Source organism: Actinoplanes flavus (genome assembly GCF_017592555.1).
Lineage (GTDB): Bacteria > Actinomycetota > Actinomycetes > Mycobacteriales > Micromonosporaceae > Actinoplanes > Actinoplanes flavus.
This window is the reverse complement of the sequence record NZ_JAGFNS010000028.1, coordinates 115,647-136,495: the sequence shown is the minus strand read 5'-3', so window position 1 is coordinate 136,495 and position 20,849 is coordinate 115,647. Positions and strand designations below refer to the sequence as shown.

Genomic DNA, 20,849 nt, shown 5'->3' with positions numbered 1-20,849 from the left:
GTAAAGCAGGCCACCGGGGAGCCGATTGGCTATCGGAGCACGTACTGCGCGTTCGTAGTATCCCGTTCATCCGATAACCCGCACGAGGAGCCGAATCCCCATGTCTGAGAACCAGCCCGCCGTCGGAACCGCCCGCGTCAAGCGCGGCATGGCGGAGATGCTCAAGGGCGGTGTGATCATGGACGTGGTCAACGCCGAGCAGGCGAAGATCGCCGAGGACGCGGGCGCCGTCGCGGTCATGGCGCTGGAGCGGGTGCCGGCCGACATCCGCGCCCAGGGTGGCATCTCCCGCATGTCCGACCCCGACATGATCGAGGGGATCATCGGCGCGGTCTCCATCCCGGTGATGGCCAAGGCCCGCATCGGCCACTTCGTCGAGGCCCAGGTGCTCCAGGCGCTCGGCGTCGACTACGTCGACGAGTCCGAGGTGCTCTCCCCGGCCGACTTCGCCAACCACATCGACAAGTGGCAGTTCACCGTGCCGTTCGTCTGCGGGGCCACCAACCTGGGCGAGGCGCTGCGCCGGATCACCGAGGGCGCCGCCATGATCCGGTCGAAGGGCGAGGCCGGCACCGGTGACGTCTCCAACGCCACCACCCACATGCGCAAGATCCGTGCCGAGATCCGCCGGCTGCAGACCCTGCCCGAGGACGAGCTGTACGTCGCCGCCAAGGAGCTCCAGGCGCCGTACGAGCTGGTCAAGGAGGTCGCCGAGCTGGGCAAGCTCCCGGTCGTGCTGTTCACCGCGGGCGGCATCGCGACCCCCGCCGACGCGGCCATGATGATGCAGCTCGGCGCCGAGGGCGTCTTCGTCGGCTCCGGCATCTTCAAGTCCGGCAACCCGGCCCAGCGCGCCGCCGCCATCGTGAAGGCCACCACCTTCCACGACGACCCGGACGTGATCGCCAAGGTCTCCCGCGGCCTGGGCGAGGCCATGGTCGGCATCAACGTCGAGGACGAGCCGGTCCCCCACCGCCTCTCCGAGCGCGGCTGGTGACTGAGCTAGCTTTGCTCCGCTTCGCTCCGCGGCAAAACGCCTTGTAACCGGTGACGAGGCAGGTGATTTCCCGCCGCCAGCAAACCCCGCTGGCGTCGGCAAATCACTTGCCTCGTCACCGGCGGCGTTTTGCGGAGTGACCGTTCCGCGGATACGTACGAGTGGGTCAAATGGCCTGGGCGGGTAGTGGGGCCGGGGGCAGTTCGGGCAGCACCGGCTCGACGATGTCGAAGTACTCCGGCCGCGGGTAGCGGCGGGCCAGCCGGAGCAGCCGGACGACCACCCGGCGGCGGGCGTTCTGCGCGTCCCGCACCTGGTCGGTGTGCACCTGGCGGGCCAGCACGACACGCCGGCTGGTGGCCACCAGGGTGCGCGCCGCCGGATCGGCCGGATCCAGGACGATGTTCTGCAACTGGCGGGTCAGGTCGTTCTCCGCCGTCTCCCGCTCACCGGGCTCGGCGTCCAGCGCCAGCCGGGCCGCCGCGTACAGCTCCACCGACTCGGCCTGCTCCGCGACCACCGCGGCGGCCGCGGCCCGGCGCAGCAGATGCGCGTCCAGCGCCCGCTCGGCCGACCGGGCCCGCGCGTGCAGGCGTTCCACCCGCTGGGCGGTCCAGCCGAGGTACGCCGAGAAGATCGCGGCCAGCACGACGACTCCCACCACCCACCACATGCCGGGCATCGTAGTGCCCACCCGTCACGACAGCGGTGGTCAGGACCACTCGTCGTCGAAAACCCTCCCGTCGGTGGCCTCGATCGCGGTCGCGTACACCTCGAGCACCCGGTTGGCCACACTCGGCCAGTCGAACGTCCCGACCACCTGGCGCGCGCAGGAGGACAGGGCGGCCCGCCGGGCCGGGTCGTCCAACAGCTCGCCGAGCAGCCGGGTGAGCGCGGCCTGGTCGCCGTTGGGGAACAGCGCGCCGGCCCGGCCGCCGTCCAGCACCCGGCGGAACGCGTCCAGGTCGCTCGCCGCGATCGTCGCGCCGGCCGCCATCGCCTCGGTGAGGATCATGCCGAAACTCTCGCCGCCGGTGTTCGGGGCCACGTAGACGTCGACGCTGCGCAGCATCCGGGCCTTGTCCGCCTCGGAGACCAGGCCCAGGAACTCCACCCGGTCGTGCAGGTCGGCGGGGATGTCGTCGTACAGCTCGTCGCGGTCGCCCGGTCCGGCCACCAGCAGCCGCAGCCCGGGGCGTTCGCGAGCCAGCGACACGTACGCCGTACGCAGCAGGGGGAAGCCCTTGCGCGGCTCGGTGAACCGGCCCAGGAAGCCCAGCGCCCCACCCTGGCCGGGCCATCCCGGCAATGGCGAAGCCGAGGCGAACTTGGCCACCGCGACCCCGTTGGGGATCTCGACGGCGCCGCCACCGAGATGCTCGACCTGCACCTTCCGGGCCAGTTCGCTGACCGCGATCCGGGCGGTGATCTTCTCCGCCACCGGCTGGAGGAACGGCTGCAACCCGGAGAGCGCCCGGGACCGGGTCATCGCGGTGTGGAAGGTGGCCACCACCGGTCCGCGCGCGGAGACCACGGCCAGGAACGACAGGCTGGGCGAGAACGGTTCGTGCACGTGGAGCACGTCGAACTCGCCGTGCTTGAGCCAGCGGCGGACCCGGGCCGTGGAGACCGGCCCGAACGCGATCCGGGCCACCGACCCGTTGTACGGCAGCGGCACCGCCCGGCCGGCGGGCACCAGGTAGTCCGGCAGTTCGGCGTCGTCGTCGGCGGGCGCCAGCACACTCACCCGGTGACCGAGGCCGAGCAGCGCCTCCGCCAGGTCCATGATGTGGTTCTGCACGCCGCCGGGGACGTCGAACGAGTAGGGCGAGACGATCCCGATCCGCACGGCGCCTCCTAGAGCCAGAGCTTCTGGAGCATGTGCCAGTCCTGCGGGTGGTCGGCGATGCCGGCCGCGTACGCGTCGGCGAGCTGCTGCGTGGTCCGCTTGACCCGCTCGTCGAGCGGCCCGTCGGTGGGCGGGACGATCTCGCGCATCCGGGCCATGGTCCGCTCCTCGTCGAACCAGCAGTCGACCGCGAAGATCGGCGCGCCGGTGCGGATGGCCAGGATCGCCGGTCCGGCCGGCATCCGGGTACGCCCGTCGAAGAACGACACGTCGACCCCGGAGCGGGACAGGTCACGGTCGCCGAGCAGCGCCACCACCCAGCCCTTCTCCAGGTGCTCGGCGAGCACGTCGAGGGGCGGCCGCTCGCCGCCGGTGAGCGGCAGGACCTTCATGCCGAGCTTCTCCCGGTAGGCCAGGAACGCCTCGAAGACCCCCTCGGGCTTGAGCCGCTCGGCCACCGTGATCATCGGCCAGTCGTGGGAGACCACCCAGGCGCCGGCCACGTCCCAGTTCGCCACGTGCGGCAGGGCGAGGATGACCCCGTTGCCGTCGGCGACCGCCTTCTTCAGCTTCTGGTAGCTCTCCGGAACCATGAAGAACCCGTCGAGGAACTGCTGCCGGGACTGCGACGGCAGACGGAACGCCTCCATCCAGTACCGCGCGTAGGAGCGCAGCGCGTCGCGGACCAGGGTGTCCGGCATGTCCTCGCCGACCACGTGCCGCAGGTTGCCGCGCAGCCGCTGCGTGCCGCGCCCGTTGCTCTTCCAGGCCCGGTCGGCGGCCACCCGGAAGAGGGCCTTCGCCACCGGCAGGGGCAGCGCGCGGACCACCCGCCAGCCGGCCGTGTAGCCGAACTCGATCAACCGGTCCTTCACGCGGCCGGCGCCTTCGGCTCGGTGCGCCGCGCGTGCAGCAGCCGCTGGAAGGCGGTGATCACCGAGAGCACGGCCAGCACCCAGAGCGCGGCGGGCAGGCCCCACTCCAGGCCGGCCGCGCCGAGCAGGCCGCCCGCACCGACGATGAGCAGGCGTTCCAGGCGCTCGGCGATCCCGACGTCGGCGTTCAGGCCGAGGCTCTGGGCACGGGCCTTGACGTACGACACGACCTGCCCGAAGACCAGGCTGATCAGGGCCGCGACGAGACCGCCGTACGGGTTGCCCTCGCCGGCCAGGTAGAAGGCGACCGCCCCGAACACGGCGCCGTCGGCGATCCGGTCCATGGAGGAGTCGAGCAACGCCCCGAACTTGGAGGAACCGCCCCGTATCCGGGCCATTGTGCCGTCGAGCACATCGGTGAGGGCGCAGGCGGTTACGATCACGGTGGCCCAGAACAGGTGACCCTGCGCACCGAGGTACGAACCGATCAGGACGCCGACCGTGCCGGCGATGGTGACCGCGTCGGGTGAGACGCCGATCCGGAGCAGAAAACGGGCGACGGGGTCGACGACATACGCGACGACGGCACGGGCCGTTGATTGAACGATCTTTGCCATGGCCGTCCCACCATAACGGCGTGCGACCAGCGGTGGTACGGCTCGGGCCGCGGGTTGGCCGGATCGTCACCATCCGGCACAGTTGCGGGCCTGAAGTCCTTGCGACCACTACCGCGCCGGGTGTGGGATTCAAACAACAGCGGCGTAACAAACAGGAAACGACGGGAGCGCTCGGCATGGCGCAGAAGACTTCGGAGAAAGGGCTTGCCGGCGCCGGTGCGCCGGCGGTGACCGACCCCGGCAGAGTTCGTAACGTGGTGCTCGTCGGCCACTCCGGTTCCGGGAAGACGACCCTGGTCGAGGCACTGCTCTCGGCCAGCGGGACGATTCCGCGGGCGGGCGGGGTGACCGAGGGCACCACGGTCACCGATCACGACCCGGCGGCGATCCGGCAGCAGCGTTCGGTGGCGCTGGCCTGCGCGCCGCTGATGCACGGCGACGTGAAGATCAACCTGTTGGACACCCCGGGGTACGCCGACTTCGTCGGTGAGCTGCGGGCCGGTCTGCGGGCCGCGGACGCCGCGCTGTTCGTGGTCTCCGCGGTCGACGGCGTGGACGACTCGACGGTGTCCCTGTGGGAGGAGTGCGCGGCGGTCGGCATGCCGCGCGCCGTGGCCGTGACCCGCCTCGACCACCCACGCGCCGACTACGACCAGGCGTTGCAGGACTGCCAGGAGGCGTTCGGCGAGAACGTCCTGCCGATCTACCAGCCGATGCTCGCCGACGACGGGCAGGCCGTCGCCGGGCTGCTCGGGCTGATCACCCTGCGGGTGCTGGACTACTCGGCCGGCTACCCGCCGCGGGAGGGCGAGGCCGAGCCCGAGCACCTGAACCCGATCGCCGACGACCGGAACACGCTGATCGAGGGCATCATCGCGGAGAGCGAGGACGAGACCCTCATGGACCGCTACCTCGGCGGCGAGTTGATCAGCACGGACGCCCTGATCCCGGACCTGGAGAAGGCCGTCGCGCGGGGCAACTTCTACCCGGTCGTCCCGGTCTGCTCGGGCACCGGCGTCGGCCTGGACGCGCTGCTCGACGTGATCGCCAGCGGCTTCCCGTCGCCGCTCGAACACGATCTGCCGGTCGTCACCGGGGTGGACGGCTCACCCCGCCCGCCGCTGACCTGCGACCCGTCCGGCCCGCTGGTGGCCGAGGTGGTCCGCACCACGATCGACCGGCACGTCGGCCGGGTCTCCCTGGTCCGGGTCTTCTCCGGCACCCTGCGCCCGGATCAGACGCTGCACGTCTCGGGGCACGGCATGGCCGAGCGCGGGCACCCCGACCACGACGCCGACGAGCGGGTGGCGCACGTCTACTCCCCGCTCGGCGCCCAGCTTCGCGAGGTGCCGTCCTGCCTGGCGGGCGACCTCTGCGCGATCACCAAGTCGGGCTCGGCGGAGACCGGCGACACCCTGTCCGGCAAGGACGATCCCCTGCTCATGGAGCCGTGGCGGATGCCCGAGCCGCTGCTGCCGATCGCCGTGGTGGCCAAGACCCGTTCGGACGAGGACGCCCTGGCCAAGAACCTGGCGAAGCTGGTCGCCGGTGACCCGACCCTGCGCCTGGAGCGCAACGCCGAGACCCACCAGCTGGTGCTCTGGACGATGGGCGAGTCGCACGCCGACGTGGTGCTCGACCGGCTCCGCTCGGGCGGCGTCGAGCTGGACACCGAGCCGGTCAAGGTGGCGCTGCGGGAGACCTTCGGCAGCGGGGCCAAGGGCCACGGCCGGCACGTGAAGCAGTCCGGCGGCCACGGCCAGTACGCGGTCTGCGACATCGAGGTGGAGCCGCTGCCCCGCGGTGAGGGCTTCCAGTTCGTCGACCGGGTGGTCGGCGGCGCCGTGCCGCACAACTACATCCCGTCGGTGGAGAAGGGCGTCCGCGCCCAGCTCGAACGCGGTCTGGCCGCCGGCTGCCCGGTGGTGGACGTCAAGGTCACCCTCTACGACGGCAAGGCGCACAGTGTCGACTCCTCGGACGCCGCCTTCCAGACGGCCGGGGCGCTGGCGCTGCGGGCCGCCGCCGAACAGGGCCACATCACCCTGCTCGAGCCGGTGGACGAGATCGTGGTGCGGGTGCCGGAGGCCTACGTCGGCGCGGTGATGAGCGACCTGTCCGGCCGCCGGGGCCGCCCGATGGGCAGCGAGTCCGGTGGCGAGGGCGAGGCCAGCCTGGTCCGCGCCGAGGTCCCGGCCACCGAGCTGGTCCGTTACGCCGTCGAGCTGCGCGCGCTCACCTCGGGCACCGGCACCTTCACCCGGCACTACGTCCGGCACGAGCCGATGCCCCCGCACCTGGCCGAGGCCGTCCGCAAGGAGCACGCGGTGGCTAGATGACGATGGCGCCGGCCGCCTCGTGCATCGGCGCGAGCACCCGGTCGATCATCTGCTCCTTGCGCGGGTGGAAGCGCAGGGTCCGCATCCCGTAGTTGCGGAAGGCGATGGCGAGGCGGCTGCCGGGCACCATGTCCCGGGCCATCTTGCGGCCGAAGGCCATGTTCTTCTCCACGTACGGCCGCATGGCGGCCTCGTAGGCGGCCGGCCCGCCCGGAGCGCCGAGATGCCGGCCGAGCACATAGGCCCCGGTCAGGGCGATGCTGGTGCCCTGACCGGAGGCCGGTGACGGGCAGTGCGCCGCGTCGCCGAGCAGGATCACCCGGCCGGCCGACCAGGTCGGCAGCTCCACCTGGCTGACCGAGTCGAAGTAGAAGTCGGCGGAGGTGTCCATCGCCGCCAGGAACGCGTCGCTGCGCCAGCCACGGCCCGCGAAGGCCGCCCGGACCAGGTCCTTCTGCCCGGCCACGTCGCGCCGGTCGTGGTCGAGCGGACCGGCCGCGAAGGTCATGCCGACCTTGGCCGGCTCTCCGGCGCCCATCGCGTACGCGAAGATCAGCCGGCCGGGCTCGGTATACATGATCTCCTCGTGGTCGATGCCCAGGTCGTTGGGCACCGAGAAGATCGAGATGTACGCGCCCAGGTGGCTCAGCGGGGTCTCCCCCAGCACCCGCCGCCGGGTCGCCGAGTGCAGGCCGTCGGCGCCGACCACGAACGCGAACTCCGCCCGCGCGCCGCTGGAGAAGGTGACCTCCACCCCGTCCGGCCCGTCGGCGAGGCCGGCGATCGCGTCGCCGAACCGGTAGTCCACGTCGTCGGCGGTGGCGTCGAACAGGATCCGCCCGAGGTCGCCGCGCATGATCTCCAGGTCGTCGCCGCGCCGGCCCATCAGCAGGTCGGCCGGGAGGCTGGCGATCGGCCGCCCGTCCCGCTTCACATAGGTGATCCGTCGCATCCCGGTGTCCCGCTCGCGGGCCGCTCCATGCAGGCCCATCCGTTGCAGGACGGTGGTCGCCGCGCCGCGGACGTCCACCTTGTAGCCCTCCGCCCGCAGCTCCGGCGCCCACTCCACGACGGTGACCCGCCACCCCGCGCGGACCAGCCAGAAGGCCAGCGCCGGACCCGCCACACCCGCACCTGAGATCAACACCTCGCGATTGGTCATGCCGGAAACTATACAAGCGTCTTATACGTTTGTATAGAAGTTAGGATGCGCGACATGGGCCACCGGGAAGACCTGCTGGTAGGAGCGAAGCGAGCGCTCTACGAGAAGGGGTACGCCAACATCACCGCACGCGACATCGTGGCCGCCTCCGGGACGAACCTCGCGTCGATCGGCTACCACTACGGATCGACGAAGGCGCTGCTCACCGCGGCGATGATCAGCTCGATGGAGGACTGGGGCGAGGCGGTCGGCCGGGCGCTGAGCGAACCGGACGGCGACGGCGACGCCGAGCCGATGCTGCGGTTCTGGCGGCGGGTGATCCGCTCCGTCCAGGCGGACCGGCGGCTCTGGCTGGCCAGCGTCGAGGCGCTGACCCAGAGCGAGCACGACCCGGCGCTGCGCGCCCAGCTCGCGGCCGGCGTCCACGAGGGCCGCAAGGGCATGACCGCGCTGGTCACCGGCCGGCCCGAGGACGAGCTGGACGAGCCCACCGTGCGTACCGTCGGCGCCGTCCAGATGGCGCTGATGTCCGGGGTGGTGACCCAGTGGCTCACCGACCCGGCGACCGCCCCGTCGGCCGAGGAGGTCGTCGCCGGGATCCGGGCGCTAGGCGGGCCAGTTCTTGGCCAGTAGGTCCCGGGTGTCGTAGAGCAGCTGCGGCAGCACCTTGGTCCGGCCGACCACCGGCATGAAGTTGGCGTCGCCGCCCCACCGCGGCACCACGTGCTGGTGCAGGTGGGCGGCGATCCCGGCGCCGGCCACCGAGCCCTGGTTCATCCCCAGGTTGAAGCCGTGCGGGCTGCTGCTCGCCCGGACCACCCGCATCGCCGTCCGGGTGAACGCGGCCACCTCGACCGTCTCGCGCTCGGTGAGGTCGGTGTAGTCGGCCACATGCCGGTACGGGCAGATCAGCAGGTGCCCCGGGTTGTACGGGTACAGGTTCAGCACCGCGAAGACCAGCTCGCCCCGCGCCACCACCAGCGTCTCCGCCTCGGGCCGGCCGGGCGCCAGGCAGAACGGGCAGCCGGCTGGCTTCTCGTAACCACCCTCGGGCCGGTCCTCGCCCGAGATGTAGGTCATCCGGTGCGGCGTCCAGAGCCGCTCCAGCCCGTCCGGCTCACCGGTCCACGCCACCCGCTCGTCCACGTGGCCATCCTATGCGCATTCATCGACCCGTTCCGCGTCGGCGGAGTCGCCGAACAGGTGGTAGCTGCCCGCGCCGCCGCGGTGCTTCGCCACGTACATCGCGGTGTCCGCGTCGCGGAGCACGTCGTCCGGCTTGTCGCCGGGCCGGGCGAGGGCGATGCCGAGGCTGGCCGGGGTGTGCACGGTCCGGCCCTCCACGACGATCGGCTCGTTCAGCGCCCGGACCACCCGGTCGGCGACGATCAGCGCGCCCTCGGCATCGGTCAGATCCTCGGCGAGGATGACGAACTCGTCGCCGCCGAGCCGGACCACCGTGTCCTCGGCGCGCACGCAGTCCCGCAGCCGGTCGGCCACCTCGATCAGCACCAGGTCGCCGGCGTCGTGCCCGTACGTGTCGTTGACCGGTTTGAAGCCGTTGAGGTCGAGCAGCAGCACCCCGACCGTCCGGTTGGTACGGCGGGTCCGGGCGAGCGAGACGGTCAGCCGGTCCCAGAGCAGTGCCCGGTTGCCCAGCCCGGTGAGCATGTCGTGCATGGCTCGCCGGGTCAGCTCGTCGGTCAGCGCCACACTGTCCAGCGCCAGCGACACCTGAGTACGCAGGGTCTGCAACGACTCCAGCACGTCGGCGGGCAGGTCGTGGTCCGCGCCGACGGTCAGCACACCGAAGAAGCGGGCGCCGTTGAGCAGCGGGAACAGGATGGTCGGCCGGGCGCCGACGGCCTCCATCCCGCGGACGCCGAGGGCGGCGAGGCTCGGACCCGAGATCACTTCACCGTCGGCGAGCCGGGCCAGCAGCTCGTCCGGCACGTTGTGGCCGGGCACCCGGACCCCGGCCACCACCGTGGTGCTGCTGCCGGCCGCGCGCAGGACGGTCCAGTTGTCCGGGTCGTCGGGGGTCACCCGGACGACCGCGGTACGGGCGCCGGGGCACTTCGCGACCACGTTGGCGGCGGCCGCGACCGTGAGCCGGTGCACCTCGGCCGCGTCGGTGGTGGTGAGCAGGACGGTCCCGAGCTCCTTGAGGATCTGCTCCCGGCGGAGCGCCTCACGCAACGCGAACAGGCTGCCCTCCACCTGCGCCAGCAGCCGGCCGTTGTCCCGCAGGCTGACGAACTGCCGGATCACCACCAGGCAGGTCAGCACGATCGAGCCGGCCACGATCGGCCAGGACCGGTGGTCACGGCCGTTCAGCAGGACACCGGTCAGCAACGCGTACGAGGCCACCGCGGCGAGGTAGGGCATCGTGCTGGTCGACCGCCGGGCCGAGGTGGGTTCGGTCGCCGGAGCCGCCGGGGCCGGTCGCGCGGCCGCGGTCTCGACGCTGCGCAGATGCGCCGCCGCGACCGCCGTGATCAGACCGGTGAACAGCGCCCAGGCGGCGAGCGCCAGGTGCATCTGCGCCGGGGGCAGGTTCCGCTGCGACACGCCCAGCGCCACCAGGCAGATGCCCGAGCCTCCCCAGGTCAACAGGGTGCGGCGGCTCATCTCGGAGGTTCCGCCCAGCACCAGGCGGGCCACCGCGAAGATCGCGACCAGGACTCCGCCCGTCCGCAGCAGGACGAACGCGGCGACCATGGTGCCCGCGCCGCGGTCGAACGTCGGCTCGACGAAGAAGTACCAGCTGAACAGCAGCCCGGTGACCAGCACGATGGCCATGTCGAGGCCGAACCGGCCGACGCTGCCCGCCCAGCGCTGGTTCACCGGGACGGCGACCAGCGCGATCAGGATCAGCACCAGGGCGACCAGGTCGGACAGCTGGAGGACCGGGTTGGCCGACGGATAGGTGGTGTTCCCGGTGATCACCAGCTGGATCATCCCGACCGTGGCGCCCAGCGCCATGGTGGTCCACGCCGCGCCGGAGTAGCGGGCGAACTGCCGGGCGCCGGCGCCCACCGCCTGGCGCGCGGCCCGCCAGGCCATCCAGATCGGGCCGAGGAGGACCAGCGGCGCGGTCATCCGGTAGACGTGCAGCTGGAACATCCAGCCGCCGAGCCCGGTGAGATGTACCAGGAGGCAGATCCCGGACAACACGTAACTCGCCATGGCCACCGGTGGCGTCCGATACCGCATGGAACCTCCGCATCCGCCGCCTGATCACGTAGGGCTGTCCGTTGTCCTGTCGGACGGGCCCTCCGCGAACTTGAGCAAACGCGGCACGGAAGCGGAGGCTCCACGCGGCGCGGATCAGGCGGCGGACGGCCCCGAGTTCACCCGGGAGCGGACCACCTCGACCACGTGCGCGACCGCCTCGTCGATCGAGACGCCGTTGCGCTGCGAGCCGTCCCGGTAGCGGAACGACACGGTGCCGCCGTTGACGTCGTCGTCGCCGGCGATCGCCATGAACGGGATCTTCTGCTGCTGGGCGGTGCGGATCTTCTTCTGCATCCGGTCGGTGGAGTAGTCCACCTCGGCCCGGATGCCTTCCTTGCGCAGACGCTCCACGAAAGCGGCCAGGTAGTCGGCGTGGTCGTCGCGGATCGGGATGCCGACCACCTGCACCGGCGCCAGCCAGGCCGGGAAGGCGCCCGCGTAGTGCTCGACCAGGACACCGAAGAACCGCTCGATCGAGCCGAACTTCGCCGAGTGGATCATCACCGGCTCCTGGCGGGAGCCGTCCGCCGCCTGGTACTCCAGCCCGAACCGGGACGGCTGGTTGAAGTCGTACTGGATGGTCGACATCTGCCAGGTACGGCCGATCGCGTCCCGGGCCTGCACGCTGATCTTCGGGCCGTAGAACGCCGCGCCACCCGGGTCGAGCACCAGCTCGAGGCCGGACTCGTCGGCCACGTCGGACAGGACCTTGGTGGCCTTCTCCCACTGCTCGTCCGTACCGATGAACTTGTCGCTCTTCGGGTCCCGGGTCGACAGTTCCAGGTAGTAGTCGTCCAGGCCGAAGTCGTCGAGCAGCGAACGGACGAAGTTCAGCAGGTGCTTGATCTCGCCGGGGGCCTGCTCGGCGGTGACGTAGGAGTGCGAGTCGTCCTGGGTCAGGCCGCGCACCCGGGTCAGGCCGTGCACCACGCCGGACTTCTCGTAGCGGTAGACCGTGCCGAACTCGAACAGCCGCATCGGCAGCTCACGGTAGGACCGCCCGCGCGACCTGAAGATCAGGTTGTGCATCGGGCAGTTCATCGCCTTGAGGTAGTAGTTCGCCCCCTCCAGCTCCATCGGGGGGAACATCGTGTCCTTGTAGTAGGGCAGGTGTCCCGAGGTGTGGAACAGGCCCTCCTTGGTGATGTGCGGGCTGCCCACGTACTGGAAGCCCTCCTCGATGTGGCGGGCCCGGACGTAGTCCTCCATCTCCCGCTTGATCACCCCACCCTTCGGGTGGAAGACCACGAGACCCGACCCGATCTCGTCGGGGAAGGAGAAGAGGTCCAGCTCGGTGCCCAGCTTGCGGTGGTCGCGGCGCTCGGCCTCGGCGAGACGGTTGAGGTACGCCTTGAGCTCGTCCCGCGACGGCCACGCCGTCCCGTAGATCCGCTGGAGCTGCGGGTTCTTCTCACTGCCGCGCCAGTAGGCGGCGGCCGAGCGCATCAGCTTGAACGCCGGGATGAGCCGGGTCGACGGCAGGTGCGGGCCGCGGCACAGGTCGCCCCAGACCCGCTCGCCGTCCTTGTTCAGGTTGTCGTAGTGGGTCAGCTCACCGGCCCCGACGGCGGCGGCCTCCTCGTCCACGTCGCCCTTGATGTCGACCAGCTCGAGCTTGAACGGCTCGGCGTGCAGCTCGGCCTTGGCCTCGTCGAGCGAGGAGTACTCCCGGCGGTGGAAGGTCTGGCCGGCCTTGACGATCTCCTGCATCCGCTTCTCGAGCTTCGTCAGGTCCTCCGGCTGGAACGGCTTCTCGACGTCGAAGTCGTAGTAGAAGCCGTCCCGGATCGGCGGGCCGATGCCCAGCTTCGCCTCCGGGAACACGTCCTGCACGGCCTGGGCCAGCACGTGCGCGGTCGAGTGGCGCAGCACGTCCAGGCCGTCCGGCTCGTCGATCGCGACCGGGGTCACCTGGGCGTCGGCGGGCGGCGCCCAGTTCAGGTCGCGCAGCCGGCCGTCGGCGTCCCGGACCACGACGATCGCCTTCGGCCCGTGCGCGGGAAGCCCCGCGGCGGCCACCGCGTCGGCCGCCGTAGTCCCGGCCGGGACGACTAGGGGGTCGGCCACAGCGGGTGTACGGGGTGCAGACACGGTGATCTCCATTCGTGTGGGTCGGCCTCGGCTGCTCCGGGCCGTCCCTGATGCTATCCGCCCGGTTTCGCCCGGCTGCCCCGTCCCCGCCGGGCCCGGCTATTCCCCGCCGGCCTCCTCGGCCAGCCAGGCGGGAAGCGGTTCGCGGGCCGACAGCCAGGCCGAAGGGATGCCGTCCAGGCCGGTGTACGCCGCCACGACTCCCCCGGCGATCGCCGCGGTGGTGTCGACGTCCCCGCCGGCGACCACGCACGCCGCCACGGCCGCCGGATAGTCGTCCAGGAACCGGTCGGCGACCCAGAGGGCGAACGGCACGGTGTCCTGCGCCGTCGCCTGCCCGCCCGAGCCGAGCCGGTGGCCCGCCTCCACGACCGTCACCGCGGTCAGGCCGGCCGCCTCGATCAGGCCGTCGTGGACCACTCCGGCCGGGGTGTGCCCCGCCGTGGCCCGCAGCAGCTGCCCGCGCTCGGGCCGGTGGCCGTTGAGCCGGGCGGCGGCGGCCACCGCGGCGGCCACCGTGACGGCCGCGCCACCGGCGATCCCCTCCGGGTGCGCGTGGGTGACCTCCGCGGCGCGTACCCCCTGAACGGCCGCGTGGGCCAGGGAGTCCGCGTGCCAGGCGCCCAGCGGCGCGGCACGCATCGCCGCGCCGTTGCCGCAGGAGCCCTGGCCGTTGAAGGCGGCGGCCGCGGCGATCGGCCAGGGCAGGCCGTCGCGGATCTCGCGGAGCATGGTCACCGCGCCGGGACCGTAGCCGCGGTACGGCTCGAAGCAGTCGGCGAGCCGGATGGCGAAGGCGTCCCGGTCGAAGTCGCCCTCGGCCAGGGTGGCGACCAGGCAGCAGGCCTGCTCGGTGTCGTCGGTCCACTCCCACGGCGGTTCCGGGAGGCGGGCTTCGAGGAGGTCGGAGGGGCGGTTGCCGGGCACGAAGTACTGCGCGCCGAGGGCGTCGCCGACGCTCAGGCCGGCCAGGGACTCCAGGGCGAGCGTGCGGCGGGTACCGGGAAAGAGTGTGAAAGACATCGGTACTTCGGATCGTATTCCATCACTGAGAGTCATCAAAGACTCTCGCTCGATCACCCTTTAGGTTCTGCCTTGCCATGGACGCTACGGTCTTCGCATGGCCACGGTGTTGCTCGTCGAAGACGACCATGTCGTGCGCGGCGCCATGCTCCGTTCGCTCGCCGATCGAGGGCACGCCGTGCACGCCGTCGGCACCGCCCTGGAAGCGCTGCGGCGGGTCGCCGCGGAGACGCCCGACCTCGTCGTGCTGGACCTCGGTCTCCCCGATCTGGACGGGTCGGACGCGCTGCGGATGCTGCGCGGCATCACCGACGTGCCGATCATCATCGCCACCGCGCGCGACGACGAGCAGACCGTCGTGCGGCTGTTGCGGGCCGGCGCCGACGACTACATGGTCAAGCCGTTCACCGGCGCCCACCTGGACGCGCGGATAGCCACCGTGCTGCGCCGGGTCGGCCGGGCCAGCCGCGCCGCGCAACCCGCCGTCCACGAGGTGGGCGAGCTGCGGGTGGACGTCGGCGAGCGCAGCGCCACCCTCGGCGATCAGCCGCTGGCGCTGACCCGCAAGGAATTCGACCTGCTGGCCTACCTCGCCGCCCGCCCGGGCCGAGTGGTTTCCCGTCGTGAGCTGTTGGAGGAGGTATGGCGACAGCCATCGGTCGGCGAGGACCAGACCATCGACGTGCATTTGTACTGGCTTCGCCGGAAACTGGGCGAGTCCGCGGCGAAGCCCCGCTACCTGCGCACCGTGCGGGGGGTCGGATTCCGGTTGGTGGCGCCGGACTGAGGCTGCGGCTGGCGTACACCACCGCCGCCACCACCGCCGTCGCCGCTCTCGTCTTCCTCGTCCCGCTCGGCTGGGGCCTGCGCAACGATCACCGGGAGGCCGCCCTCGCCGACGCCGCCGCGCGTACCTCGACGGTGGCCGGCGCCCTCGCGACCGGAGCCGGCGAGCGTGGCGTGGCCGCCGCGATCACGCTGGCCGGCGGCACGCCGGTGGTGCACACCCCGGGCCTCGCCCCGTCCACCGGTGGGCGGGCCGACGGCGCGCTGATCGACCGGGCCGCGACCGCGCCCGAACCGACCGTCGAGGACGTCGACGGCGGCGTGGTGCACCTGCGCCCGGTCACCGTCGGCGACCGGACCGTGGTGGTCGAGGCGTTCGTGCCCGCCTCCGCGCTGAACCGGAACACCGCCCGCGACTGGTGGCTGCTGCTCGGCCTCGCCGTGGTGCTGGTCGGCGGCGCCGTCGTGGTGGTGGACCGGCTGGCCCGGGGTGCGGTGGACTCGGCCCGCAACCTGGTCGACGCGGCCCTCGCGGTCGGTGACGGGGACCTCGGCGTACGGATCAGCCCGTCCGGGCCGCGCGAGCTCGCCGAGGCGGGCTACGCCTTCAACCGGATGGCCGACCGCTTGGTGACCTCCCGGACCGACGAGCGGGAACTGGTCGCCGACCTGTCGCACCGGCTGCGTACCCCGCTGACCGCGCTGCGGCTCGACGCCGAGGCGCTCGACCCGGACGACACCCAGATCATCGACCTCACCGCGGACGAGGTCGATCGCCGCCGCGGCATCCGGCGCATCCGGCAGGCGATCACCACCCTGGAGGACGAGGTCAACCACCTGATCAACACCACCCGGCAGGCCGTCGCCGACCGGGTGGCCGCCGCGCCCGAGGACGGGCTGTGCGACGCCAGTGAGGTGGTCCGCGAGCGGATGATGTTCTGGTCCGCGCTCGCCGGTGACCAGGAGCGGCAGTACCGGGTGGTCGGCGCGCACCTGCGGATCCCGGTGCCGGTGGCCCGGGCCGAACTGGCCGCCGCGCTGGACGCGGTGCTCGGCAACGTCTTCCGCTACACCCCGCAGGGCACCGCGTTCGAGGTCGGGCTGTCCCGGCGCGACGGCTGGGTGGCGCTGCGGGTCGACGACGCCGGCCCCGGTATCCCGGATCCACAGGGAGCGCTGCGGCGCGGGCAGAGCAATCAGGGTTCCACCGGTCTGGGGCTGGACATCGCCCGCCGGGTGGCGCAGGCTACCGGCGGGTCGCTCAGCCTGGACCGGGCCGCCATGGGTGGCGCCAGCGTGGTCATGCTGCTGGCCGACGCGGACGCCACCCCCAAGCAGCCGAGCAGGTTCGGGCTGGTCGGACGGGGCCGACCGGCACGCGACCGCGATCCGGGACGACGTCGCTGGCAACGAGGACGGGAATGAGCCGTATCCCCCGAACGAAACAGCCCTGGCTTATATCTGTTTTAAGAACGTTCCCCTGGGGGCGCGAGGCTGGCAGGGTTCCCCTGGATCCCATCCGGCTTCCCGGATCGCAACCCGCAGCGCGTCCCCTACGCCGCGAACCGCGAAGCCACCGCGCGGTGGGAGGCGGTCACCCCATGGACCCCTCCCACCGCCACTCAGCTCGACGAGGAGACGCCGTGTCCGCGCATCGCCGGCCGACGTTCCGCGGGTCGCCGCCAGGACGGCGCCGCGCGGCGAGCCCCCCGACACCACCGCGCACACGCTCCGCGACCTTCCGGCTCCTTCCGGTAGCCCTCGGCCTGGCCCTTCTCGGTGTCGGCGGAGTGATCGGCCCCAGCGTGATCGGCTCCGGCCCGTCCGACGACTTCGCGCTGACCTCGCTGCCGAGCGACGCGCCCGAGCAGGGCCTGGTCTACAGCGGACTCAAACTGGCCTCCTCCGGCTCGGTCTGCGCCGGGGCGTACCAGCTGTACGAAGAGGTCTGCACGCACGGCCCGGACCCGGCCCCGGCCGGTCTCGCGGTACGCCGTGACGTCGCCCCGGTGACCGCCGGCAGCGACCAGATCACCCCGGTCCGGCGGGAGACCGGGAACGTGCCCGGGGACGCCGAGATCGCCCGTGACGAGGGCGGCAGCGCGATCACTGCGGACGCCCCGGCGCTGGTGCCGGACGCCGCTCCGGGACAGGCCGACTTCATCCTCGGCCCGGACGACGTGGCCTGCGCCGGCGACGGCCGTACCGGCAAGCGGGTGCAGTTGCTCTACCTGCACGAGTCGGGCAGCGCCAGCCGGTACCCGAAGTTCCTGAACTCGTTCCGGACCTGGGCCGCCGGGGTGGACGCCATCTACGACGCCAGTGCGGGCGAGACCGGCGGCTCCCGCCACATCCGGTACGTGACGACACCCGAGTGCCGCGCCGACGTGGCCGAGGTGGAGCTGCCGGACGGCTCGCTGCGCACGTTCACCGCGACCATCGACGCGCTGCGCGGGCTCGGCTACAACCGCACCGACCGCAAGTACCTGATGTTCGCCGACACGAACCTGTACTGCGGCATCTCGACCTACGTCAACGACACCCGGTCCGGCCGCGGCAACCGCAACAACGGCGGCCCGTCGTACGCCCGGGTCGACTCCGGCTGCTGGAGCGCCGCGATGGCCGCCCACCAGCTCACCCGCTCGCTCGGCGCGGTCCTCACCGACTCGCCGAACGCCACCGGGGCGGGCGGTTGCCTGGACGAGTACGACCTGCTGTGCGGCCAGGACCGGACCGGCAAGCCGGTGAAGAACGTGTGCCCGAAGAAGAACGAGATCCGCCTCGACTGCGGTCACGACGACTACTTCAGCACCGACCCGAAGCCGGGCAGCTACCTGGACGAGCACTGGAACGTGGCGCTCAGCGAGTTCCTGCTGCGCAGTGACGGCGGCGACGACATCCCGGACGCCCCGGGCGCCACCGTTCCGGACCGGGACACGCCGGCCGGCCCCCCGCCGGCGAAACCGTCCGCGCCGGGTCCCGCGCCGAGCGCGGCGCAGCCGAGCCCGAGCGTCTCCACGCCCACGCCGGGCCCCAGCGTCTCGGCGAGCACCGGGCCGGCGCCGCCGCAGCCCAGCGTCCCGGCCGGGCCGCCGGAGGTGGAGATCACCCCGGTCGCGCACCGCACCGCGCCGCCCAAGGCGGGCGGCACCGGCGACCAGCCCGGTGGCGACGGGGTCGCGGCCGGGCCGCCCGAGGTGACCGACGACGGTGTGCAGGCGGTGCTGGAGATCCGCGACGCGACCAGCGGCTCGGTCCGGCTGATCTGGAGCGCCGCCTCCGACAACGCCCAGTACGAGGTGTCGGTGGACGGCAAGCCGGTGGCCACCACCCGCGCCACCCGGGCCCGTCTGATCGGCTTGAAGCCGGACGCGAAGTACCGGGTCGAGGTCCGTAACCGGAGGTTGGGCTACCACGCCAAGGGCAGCGCCGAGACGGCGCCGTCGGCCCGCCCGGTGCAGAACTCCTGGTTCGTGCTGACCAACTCGCTGACCGGCGGCGCGGCCGACCTGTACGCGGCCCGCGCGGCCGACGGCACCCCGGTCGTCCTCGGCACCGACGAGGGCGGCACCCAGCAGCAGTGGCAGCTGGTGCCGGCCGAGGGCGGCACCTACTCGCTGGTCTCGAAGGCGAGCAACCGCTGTGTGGTGCCGCTCGGCGGGGCCGCGGCCGCCGGGGCGCCGCTGGTGCAGGGTGACTGCAAGGAGGCCGGCGCGGCGGCGCGGTGGACGCTGCGCGCCTCGGCGTACGGCTTCACCATCTGGGCCACCACCGGTGACCTGGTGATCGGTGTGGGCGCCCAGCGCTTCGGCACGCGGCGCGTGCTGGTGCTACAGAAGGACACCGGCCAGCGGCACCAGAGCTGGACCGCGGTTCCCGACTGAGTCGGCGGAGGACGACGGGAGAGGCTGATGCCTGATGTGCTGAGCAAGGCGGAGACCGAGCCGGACGAGGATCCGGCCCGGTTCAACCGGCGGCGGCTGGTGCGCTGGCTGGCGATCCTGACCATCGGCACGCTGACGATGGTCGCCTGCTGGCAGGACCCGCTCTACCCCTGAGCCGCCTGGTAGGCGTCGATCTCGGCGAGCAGGGCCGCCTTCCCGTCGCCGGTCCGGAAGCTGTGCCGGACGGCGGCGCGGGCCAGGTCGGCCACTCCGGCGGTGTCCAGGCCGAGCAGCCGGGCGGCGGTGGCGTACTCCTGCTCCAGCGTGGTGCCGAACATCGGCGGGTCGTCCGAGTTCACACTGACCGGCACACCGGCCGCCACCAGGGTGGTGATCGGGTGCTGGTCGAGGTCGGCGACCGCCCGGGTGCGCAGGTTGGAGGTCGGGCAGACCTCGAGCGGGATGCCGTTCTCGGCGAGGTGGGCCATCAACCGCTCGTCCTGGGCGGCCGCGATGCCGTGCCCGATCCGCTCGGCGCCGAGCTCGCGCAGGGCGTCCCAGATGGTCTCCGGGCCGGTGGTCTCGCCGGCATGCGGCACGCTGTGCAGGCCGGCCGCGCGGGCCTGGTCGAAGTACGGCTTGAACTGCGGCCGTGGCACCCCGATCTCCGGGCCGCCCAGCCCGAAGCTGACCAGGCCGTCGGGCCGCTCGTCGAGGGCGACCCGCAGGGTCTCCTCGGCCGCGGGCAGGCCGGCCTCCCCCGGGATGTCGAAGCACCAGCGCAGGTCCACCCCGAAGTCCCGGGCGGCGCCGGAGCGGGCGTCCTCGATCGCCTCGCAGAACGCCTTCGCCGGGATGCCGCGCCGCACGCTGGAGTACGGCGTGACGGTCAGTTCGGCGTACCGGACGTTCTGCCGGCCCAGCTCGCGCCCGATCTCGTAGGTGAGCAGCCGGACGTCCTCGTCGTCGCGGATCAGGTCGACCACGCTCAGGTAGATCTCGATGAAGTGCGCGAAGTCCCGGAACTCGAAGTACTCGGCCAGCCGTGCCGGGTCGGCCGGGACCGGCGAGGTGCCCTCGTGGCGGGCGGCCAGCTCGGCGACGATCCGCGGCGACGCCGAGCCGACGTGGTGGACGTGCAGCTCGGCCTTGGGCAGGCCGGCGATGAACGACGTCAGGTCGGTCAAGGAAGGTTCCCCCTAAATAGAAGCCACCACGAAGATACGGCGGAACGGGAACGCCACGAGGCCGTGCCGCTCCGGATACACCTCGGTGAGCCGCGCCTCGAATGCGGCCCGGAACACCGCCCAGTCCTCGTCGTTCAGCGCGGCCCGGACCGGCCGCAGCGCGGTCCCCTCCATCCAGCGCAGCACCGGATGCTCCTGCGAGGTGACCGGCAGCAGGTGCAGGTAGGTGGTCTCCCAGGCGTCCACGGTGCCTCCCGCGGCGGTCAGCAGCTCCGCGTAGCCGACGGCGTCGTCGACCGGATCCGATCGGAGCTCGACCGGTGACAGCTCCCGCGCCGCGCGGTGTCCCGGACTGTCGAAGTTGCCCGGCACCTGCATCGCGAGCCAGGCGCCGGACGGCAGCGCGGCGGCCCACCGGGCGAGCATCTCGCGATGCCCCGGCACCCATTGCAGCGCCGCGTTGGTGACCACCACGTCGACGTCCGGGCCGGGACTCCAGTCGGCGATGTCGCCCTGCCGGAACTCGACCGGTCCCGGCTGCGCGGCGGCCTTCGCGATCATCTCCGGTGACGAGTCGAGACCGGTCACCCGGGCGTCCGGCCAGCGTTCGGCGAGCGTACGGGTCAGCTCACCGGGCCCGCAGCCGAGGTCGGCGACGGCACGCGGGCGGTCGGCGCCGATCCGTCCGACGAGGTCGAAGAACGGGCGCGAGCGTTCGGCGCCGAACCGGCGGTAGACAGCGGGGTCCCACATATCGACCTCCAAAACCGTACGTACGTATTGTTTGACGCTAACAGACGAG

General features: G+C 72.2%; 18 protein-coding genes. 7 read left to right on the top strand and 11 right to left on the bottom strand.

Annotated features, from left to right (window positions below; genetic code table 11):
* The first annotated feature begins 100 nt into the window (after positions 1 to 100).
* Positions 101 to 997 (top strand): pyridoxal 5'-phosphate synthase lyase subunit PdxS, encoded by an 897-nt coding sequence (pdxS, locus tag J5X75_RS33710; protein WP_183215338.1) that lies wholly within the window; start codon positions 101 to 103, stop codon positions 995 to 997.
* Between the two features lie 166 nt (positions 998 to 1,163).
* On the opposite strand, the gene J5X75_RS33705 is transcribed toward pdxS, so the two are convergent.
* The 4 genes from J5X75_RS33705 to pgsA are packed head-to-tail and all read right to left on the bottom strand — an operon-like array spanning position 1,164 to position 4,338.
* Positions 1,164 to 1,679, bottom strand: a complete 516-nt coding sequence (locus J5X75_RS33705; RefSeq protein WP_208471656.1) for a hypothetical protein — start codon at positions 1,677 to 1,679, stop codon at positions 1,164 to 1,166.
* A gap of 30 nt (positions 1,680 to 1,709) precedes the next feature.
* A complete protein-coding gene (locus tag J5X75_RS33700; protein WP_208471655.1) occupies positions 1,710 to 2,846 on the bottom strand; it encodes a glycosyltransferase family 4 protein in 1,137 nt (378 codons plus the stop codon).
* A gap of 8 nt (positions 2,847 to 2,854) precedes the next feature.
* Entirely contained in the window at positions 2,855 to 3,721 is an 867-nt protein-coding gene (locus J5X75_RS33695) for a phosphatidylinositol mannoside acyltransferase (protein ID WP_208471654.1), read from the bottom strand.
* Positions 3,718 to 4,338 (bottom strand): phosphatidylinositol phosphate synthase, encoded by a 621-nt coding sequence (gene pgsA, locus J5X75_RS33690; protein WP_208471653.1) that lies wholly within the window; start codon positions 4,336 to 4,338, stop codon positions 3,718 to 3,720. Before pgsA ends, J5X75_RS33695 begins: the two co-directional genes overlap by 4 nt.
* Before the next feature lie 176 nt (positions 4,339 to 4,514).
* On the opposite strand from pgsA, the gene J5X75_RS33685 reads away from it, so the two are divergent.
* Positions 4,515 to 6,677, top strand: a complete 2,163-nt coding sequence (locus J5X75_RS33685; RefSeq protein ID WP_208471652.1) for an elongation factor G-like protein EF-G2 — start codon at positions 4,515 to 4,517, stop codon at positions 6,675 to 6,677.
* On the opposite strand, the gene J5X75_RS33680 is transcribed toward J5X75_RS33685, so the two are convergent.
* Positions 6,670 to 7,839 (bottom strand): FAD-dependent monooxygenase, encoded by a 1,170-nt coding sequence (locus tag J5X75_RS33680; protein ID WP_208471651.1) that lies wholly within the window; start codon positions 7,837 to 7,839, stop codon positions 6,670 to 6,672. The genes J5X75_RS33685 and J5X75_RS33680 overlap by 8 nt on opposite strands.
* A gap of 54 nt (positions 7,840 to 7,893) precedes the next feature.
* On the opposite strand from J5X75_RS33680, the gene J5X75_RS33675 reads away from it, so the two are divergent.
* Complete coding sequence (locus J5X75_RS33675; protein ID WP_208471650.1) at positions 7,894 to 8,472, top strand: TetR/AcrR family transcriptional regulator; 579 nt, start codon at positions 7,894 to 7,896, stop codon at positions 8,470 to 8,472.
* Here the strand turns inward: J5X75_RS33675 and J5X75_RS33670 are convergent.
* The 4 genes from J5X75_RS33670 to J5X75_RS33655 all read right to left on the bottom strand — a co-directional run bounded on the left by J5X75_RS33670 (position 8,446) and on the right by J5X75_RS33655 (position 14,190).
* Positions 8,446 to 8,919 carry an HIT family protein gene (locus J5X75_RS33670; protein ID WP_208471678.1) on the bottom strand — a complete coding sequence of 158 codons (474 nt, stop codon included), beginning with the start codon at positions 8,917 to 8,919 and terminating at the stop codon, positions 8,446 to 8,448. The two genes, J5X75_RS33675 and J5X75_RS33670, sit on opposite strands and share 27 nt — an antisense overlap.
* A gap of 75 nt (positions 8,920 to 8,994) precedes the next feature.
* Complete coding sequence (locus J5X75_RS33665; protein WP_208471649.1) at positions 8,995 to 11,055, bottom strand: GGDEF domain-containing protein; 2,061 nt, start codon at positions 11,053 to 11,055, stop codon at positions 8,995 to 8,997.
* 114 nt (positions 11,056 to 11,169) lie between these two features.
* The gene (gene thrS, locus J5X75_RS33660) at positions 11,170 to 13,167 is read right to left on the bottom strand and encodes a threonine--tRNA ligase (protein ID WP_208471648.1); all 1,998 of its coding nucleotides are present in this window, start codon (positions 13,165 to 13,167) and stop codon (positions 11,170 to 11,172) included.
* A 99-nt stretch (positions 13,168 to 13,266) separates the two neighbouring features.
* On the bottom strand, positions 13,267 to 14,190 hold the full coding sequence (locus J5X75_RS33655) for an ADP-ribosylglycohydrolase family protein (RefSeq protein WP_208471647.1): 924 nt from the start codon (positions 14,188 to 14,190) through the stop codon (positions 13,267 to 13,269).
* Positions 14,191 to 14,287: 97 nt separating this feature from the next.
* Here J5X75_RS33655 and J5X75_RS33650 point away from each other — a divergent pair, with 97 nt between their 5' ends.
* The 4 genes from J5X75_RS33650 (at position 14,288) to J5X75_RS33635 (ending at position 19,034) form a co-directional block, all read left to right on the top strand.
* Complete coding sequence (locus J5X75_RS33650) at positions 14,288 to 14,977, top strand: response regulator transcription factor (protein WP_043525920.1); 690 nt, start codon at positions 14,288 to 14,290, stop codon at positions 14,975 to 14,977.
* A gap of 2 nt (positions 14,978 to 14,979) precedes the next feature.
* Positions 14,980 to 16,401: a HAMP domain-containing sensor histidine kinase gene (locus J5X75_RS33645; protein ID WP_208471677.1), complete on the top strand. Its 1,422-nt coding sequence runs from the start codon at positions 14,980 to 14,982 to the stop codon at positions 16,399 to 16,401.
* Positions 16,402 to 16,766: 365 nt separating this feature from the next.
* Complete coding sequence (locus J5X75_RS33640) at positions 16,767 to 18,860, top strand: RICIN domain-containing protein (protein WP_307798434.1); 2,094 nt, start codon at positions 16,767 to 16,769, stop codon at positions 18,858 to 18,860.
* A 27-nt stretch (positions 18,861 to 18,887) separates the two neighbouring features.
* Positions 18,888 to 19,034, top strand: a complete 147-nt coding sequence (locus tag J5X75_RS33635; protein ID WP_208471645.1) for a hypothetical protein — start codon at positions 18,888 to 18,890, stop codon at positions 19,032 to 19,034.
* On the opposite strand, the gene J5X75_RS33630 is transcribed toward J5X75_RS33635, so the two are convergent.
* Complete coding sequence (locus tag J5X75_RS33630) at positions 19,025 to 20,047, bottom strand: adenosine deaminase (RefSeq protein ID WP_208471644.1); 1,023 nt, start codon at positions 20,045 to 20,047, stop codon at positions 19,025 to 19,027. The two genes, J5X75_RS33635 and J5X75_RS33630, sit on opposite strands and share 10 nt — an antisense overlap.
* Before the next feature lie 12 nt (positions 20,048 to 20,059).
* Complete coding sequence (locus tag J5X75_RS33625) at positions 20,060 to 20,800, bottom strand: trans-aconitate 2-methyltransferase (protein ID WP_208471643.1); 741 nt, start codon at positions 20,798 to 20,800, stop codon at positions 20,060 to 20,062.
* Between the last annotated feature and the right edge of the window lie 49 nt (positions 20,801 to 20,849).

Coding starts and splice junctions, on each gene's coding strand:
- J5X75_RS33685 (WP_208471652.1), top strand. CDS start 4,515: ATGGCGCAGAAGACTTCGGAGAAAGGGCTTGCCGGCGCCGGTGCGCCG.
- J5X75_RS33675 (WP_208471650.1), top strand. CDS start 7,894: ATGGGCCACCGGGAAGACCTGCTGGTAGGAGCGAAGCGAGCGCTCTAC.
- J5X75_RS33670 (WP_208471678.1), bottom strand. CDS start 8,919: ATGACCTACATCTCGGGCGAGGACCGGCCCGAGGGTGGTTACGAGAAG.
- J5X75_RS33625 (WP_208471643.1), bottom strand. CDS start 20,800: ATGTGGGACCCCGCTGTCTACCGCCGGTTCGGCGCCGAACGCTCGCGC.
- J5X75_RS33635 (WP_208471645.1), top strand. CDS start 18,888: ATGCCTGATGTGCTGAGCAAGGCGGAGACCGAGCCGGACGAGGATCCG.
- J5X75_RS33650 (WP_043525920.1), top strand. CDS start 14,288: ATGGCCACGGTGTTGCTCGTCGAAGACGACCATGTCGTGCGCGGCGCC.
- J5X75_RS33705 (WP_208471656.1), bottom strand. CDS start 1,679: ATGCCCGGCATGTGGTGGGTGGTGGGAGTCGTCGTGCTGGCCGCGATC.
- pgsA (WP_208471653.1), bottom strand. CDS start 4,338: ATGGCAAAGATCGTTCAATCAACGGCCCGTGCCGTCGTCGCGTATGTC.
- J5X75_RS33665 (WP_208471649.1), bottom strand. CDS start 11,055: ATGCGGTATCGGACGCCACCGGTGGCCATGGCGAGTTACGTGTTGTCC.
- J5X75_RS33680 (WP_208471651.1), bottom strand. CDS start 7,839: ATGACCAATCGCGAGGTGTTGATCTCAGGTGCGGGTGTGGCGGGTCCG.
- pdxS (WP_183215338.1), top strand. CDS start 101: ATGTCTGAGAACCAGCCCGCCGTCGGAACCGCCCGCGTCAAGCGCGGC.
- J5X75_RS33655 (WP_208471647.1), bottom strand. CDS start 14,190: ATGTCTTTCACACTCTTTCCCGGTACCCGCCGCACGCTCGCCCTGGAG.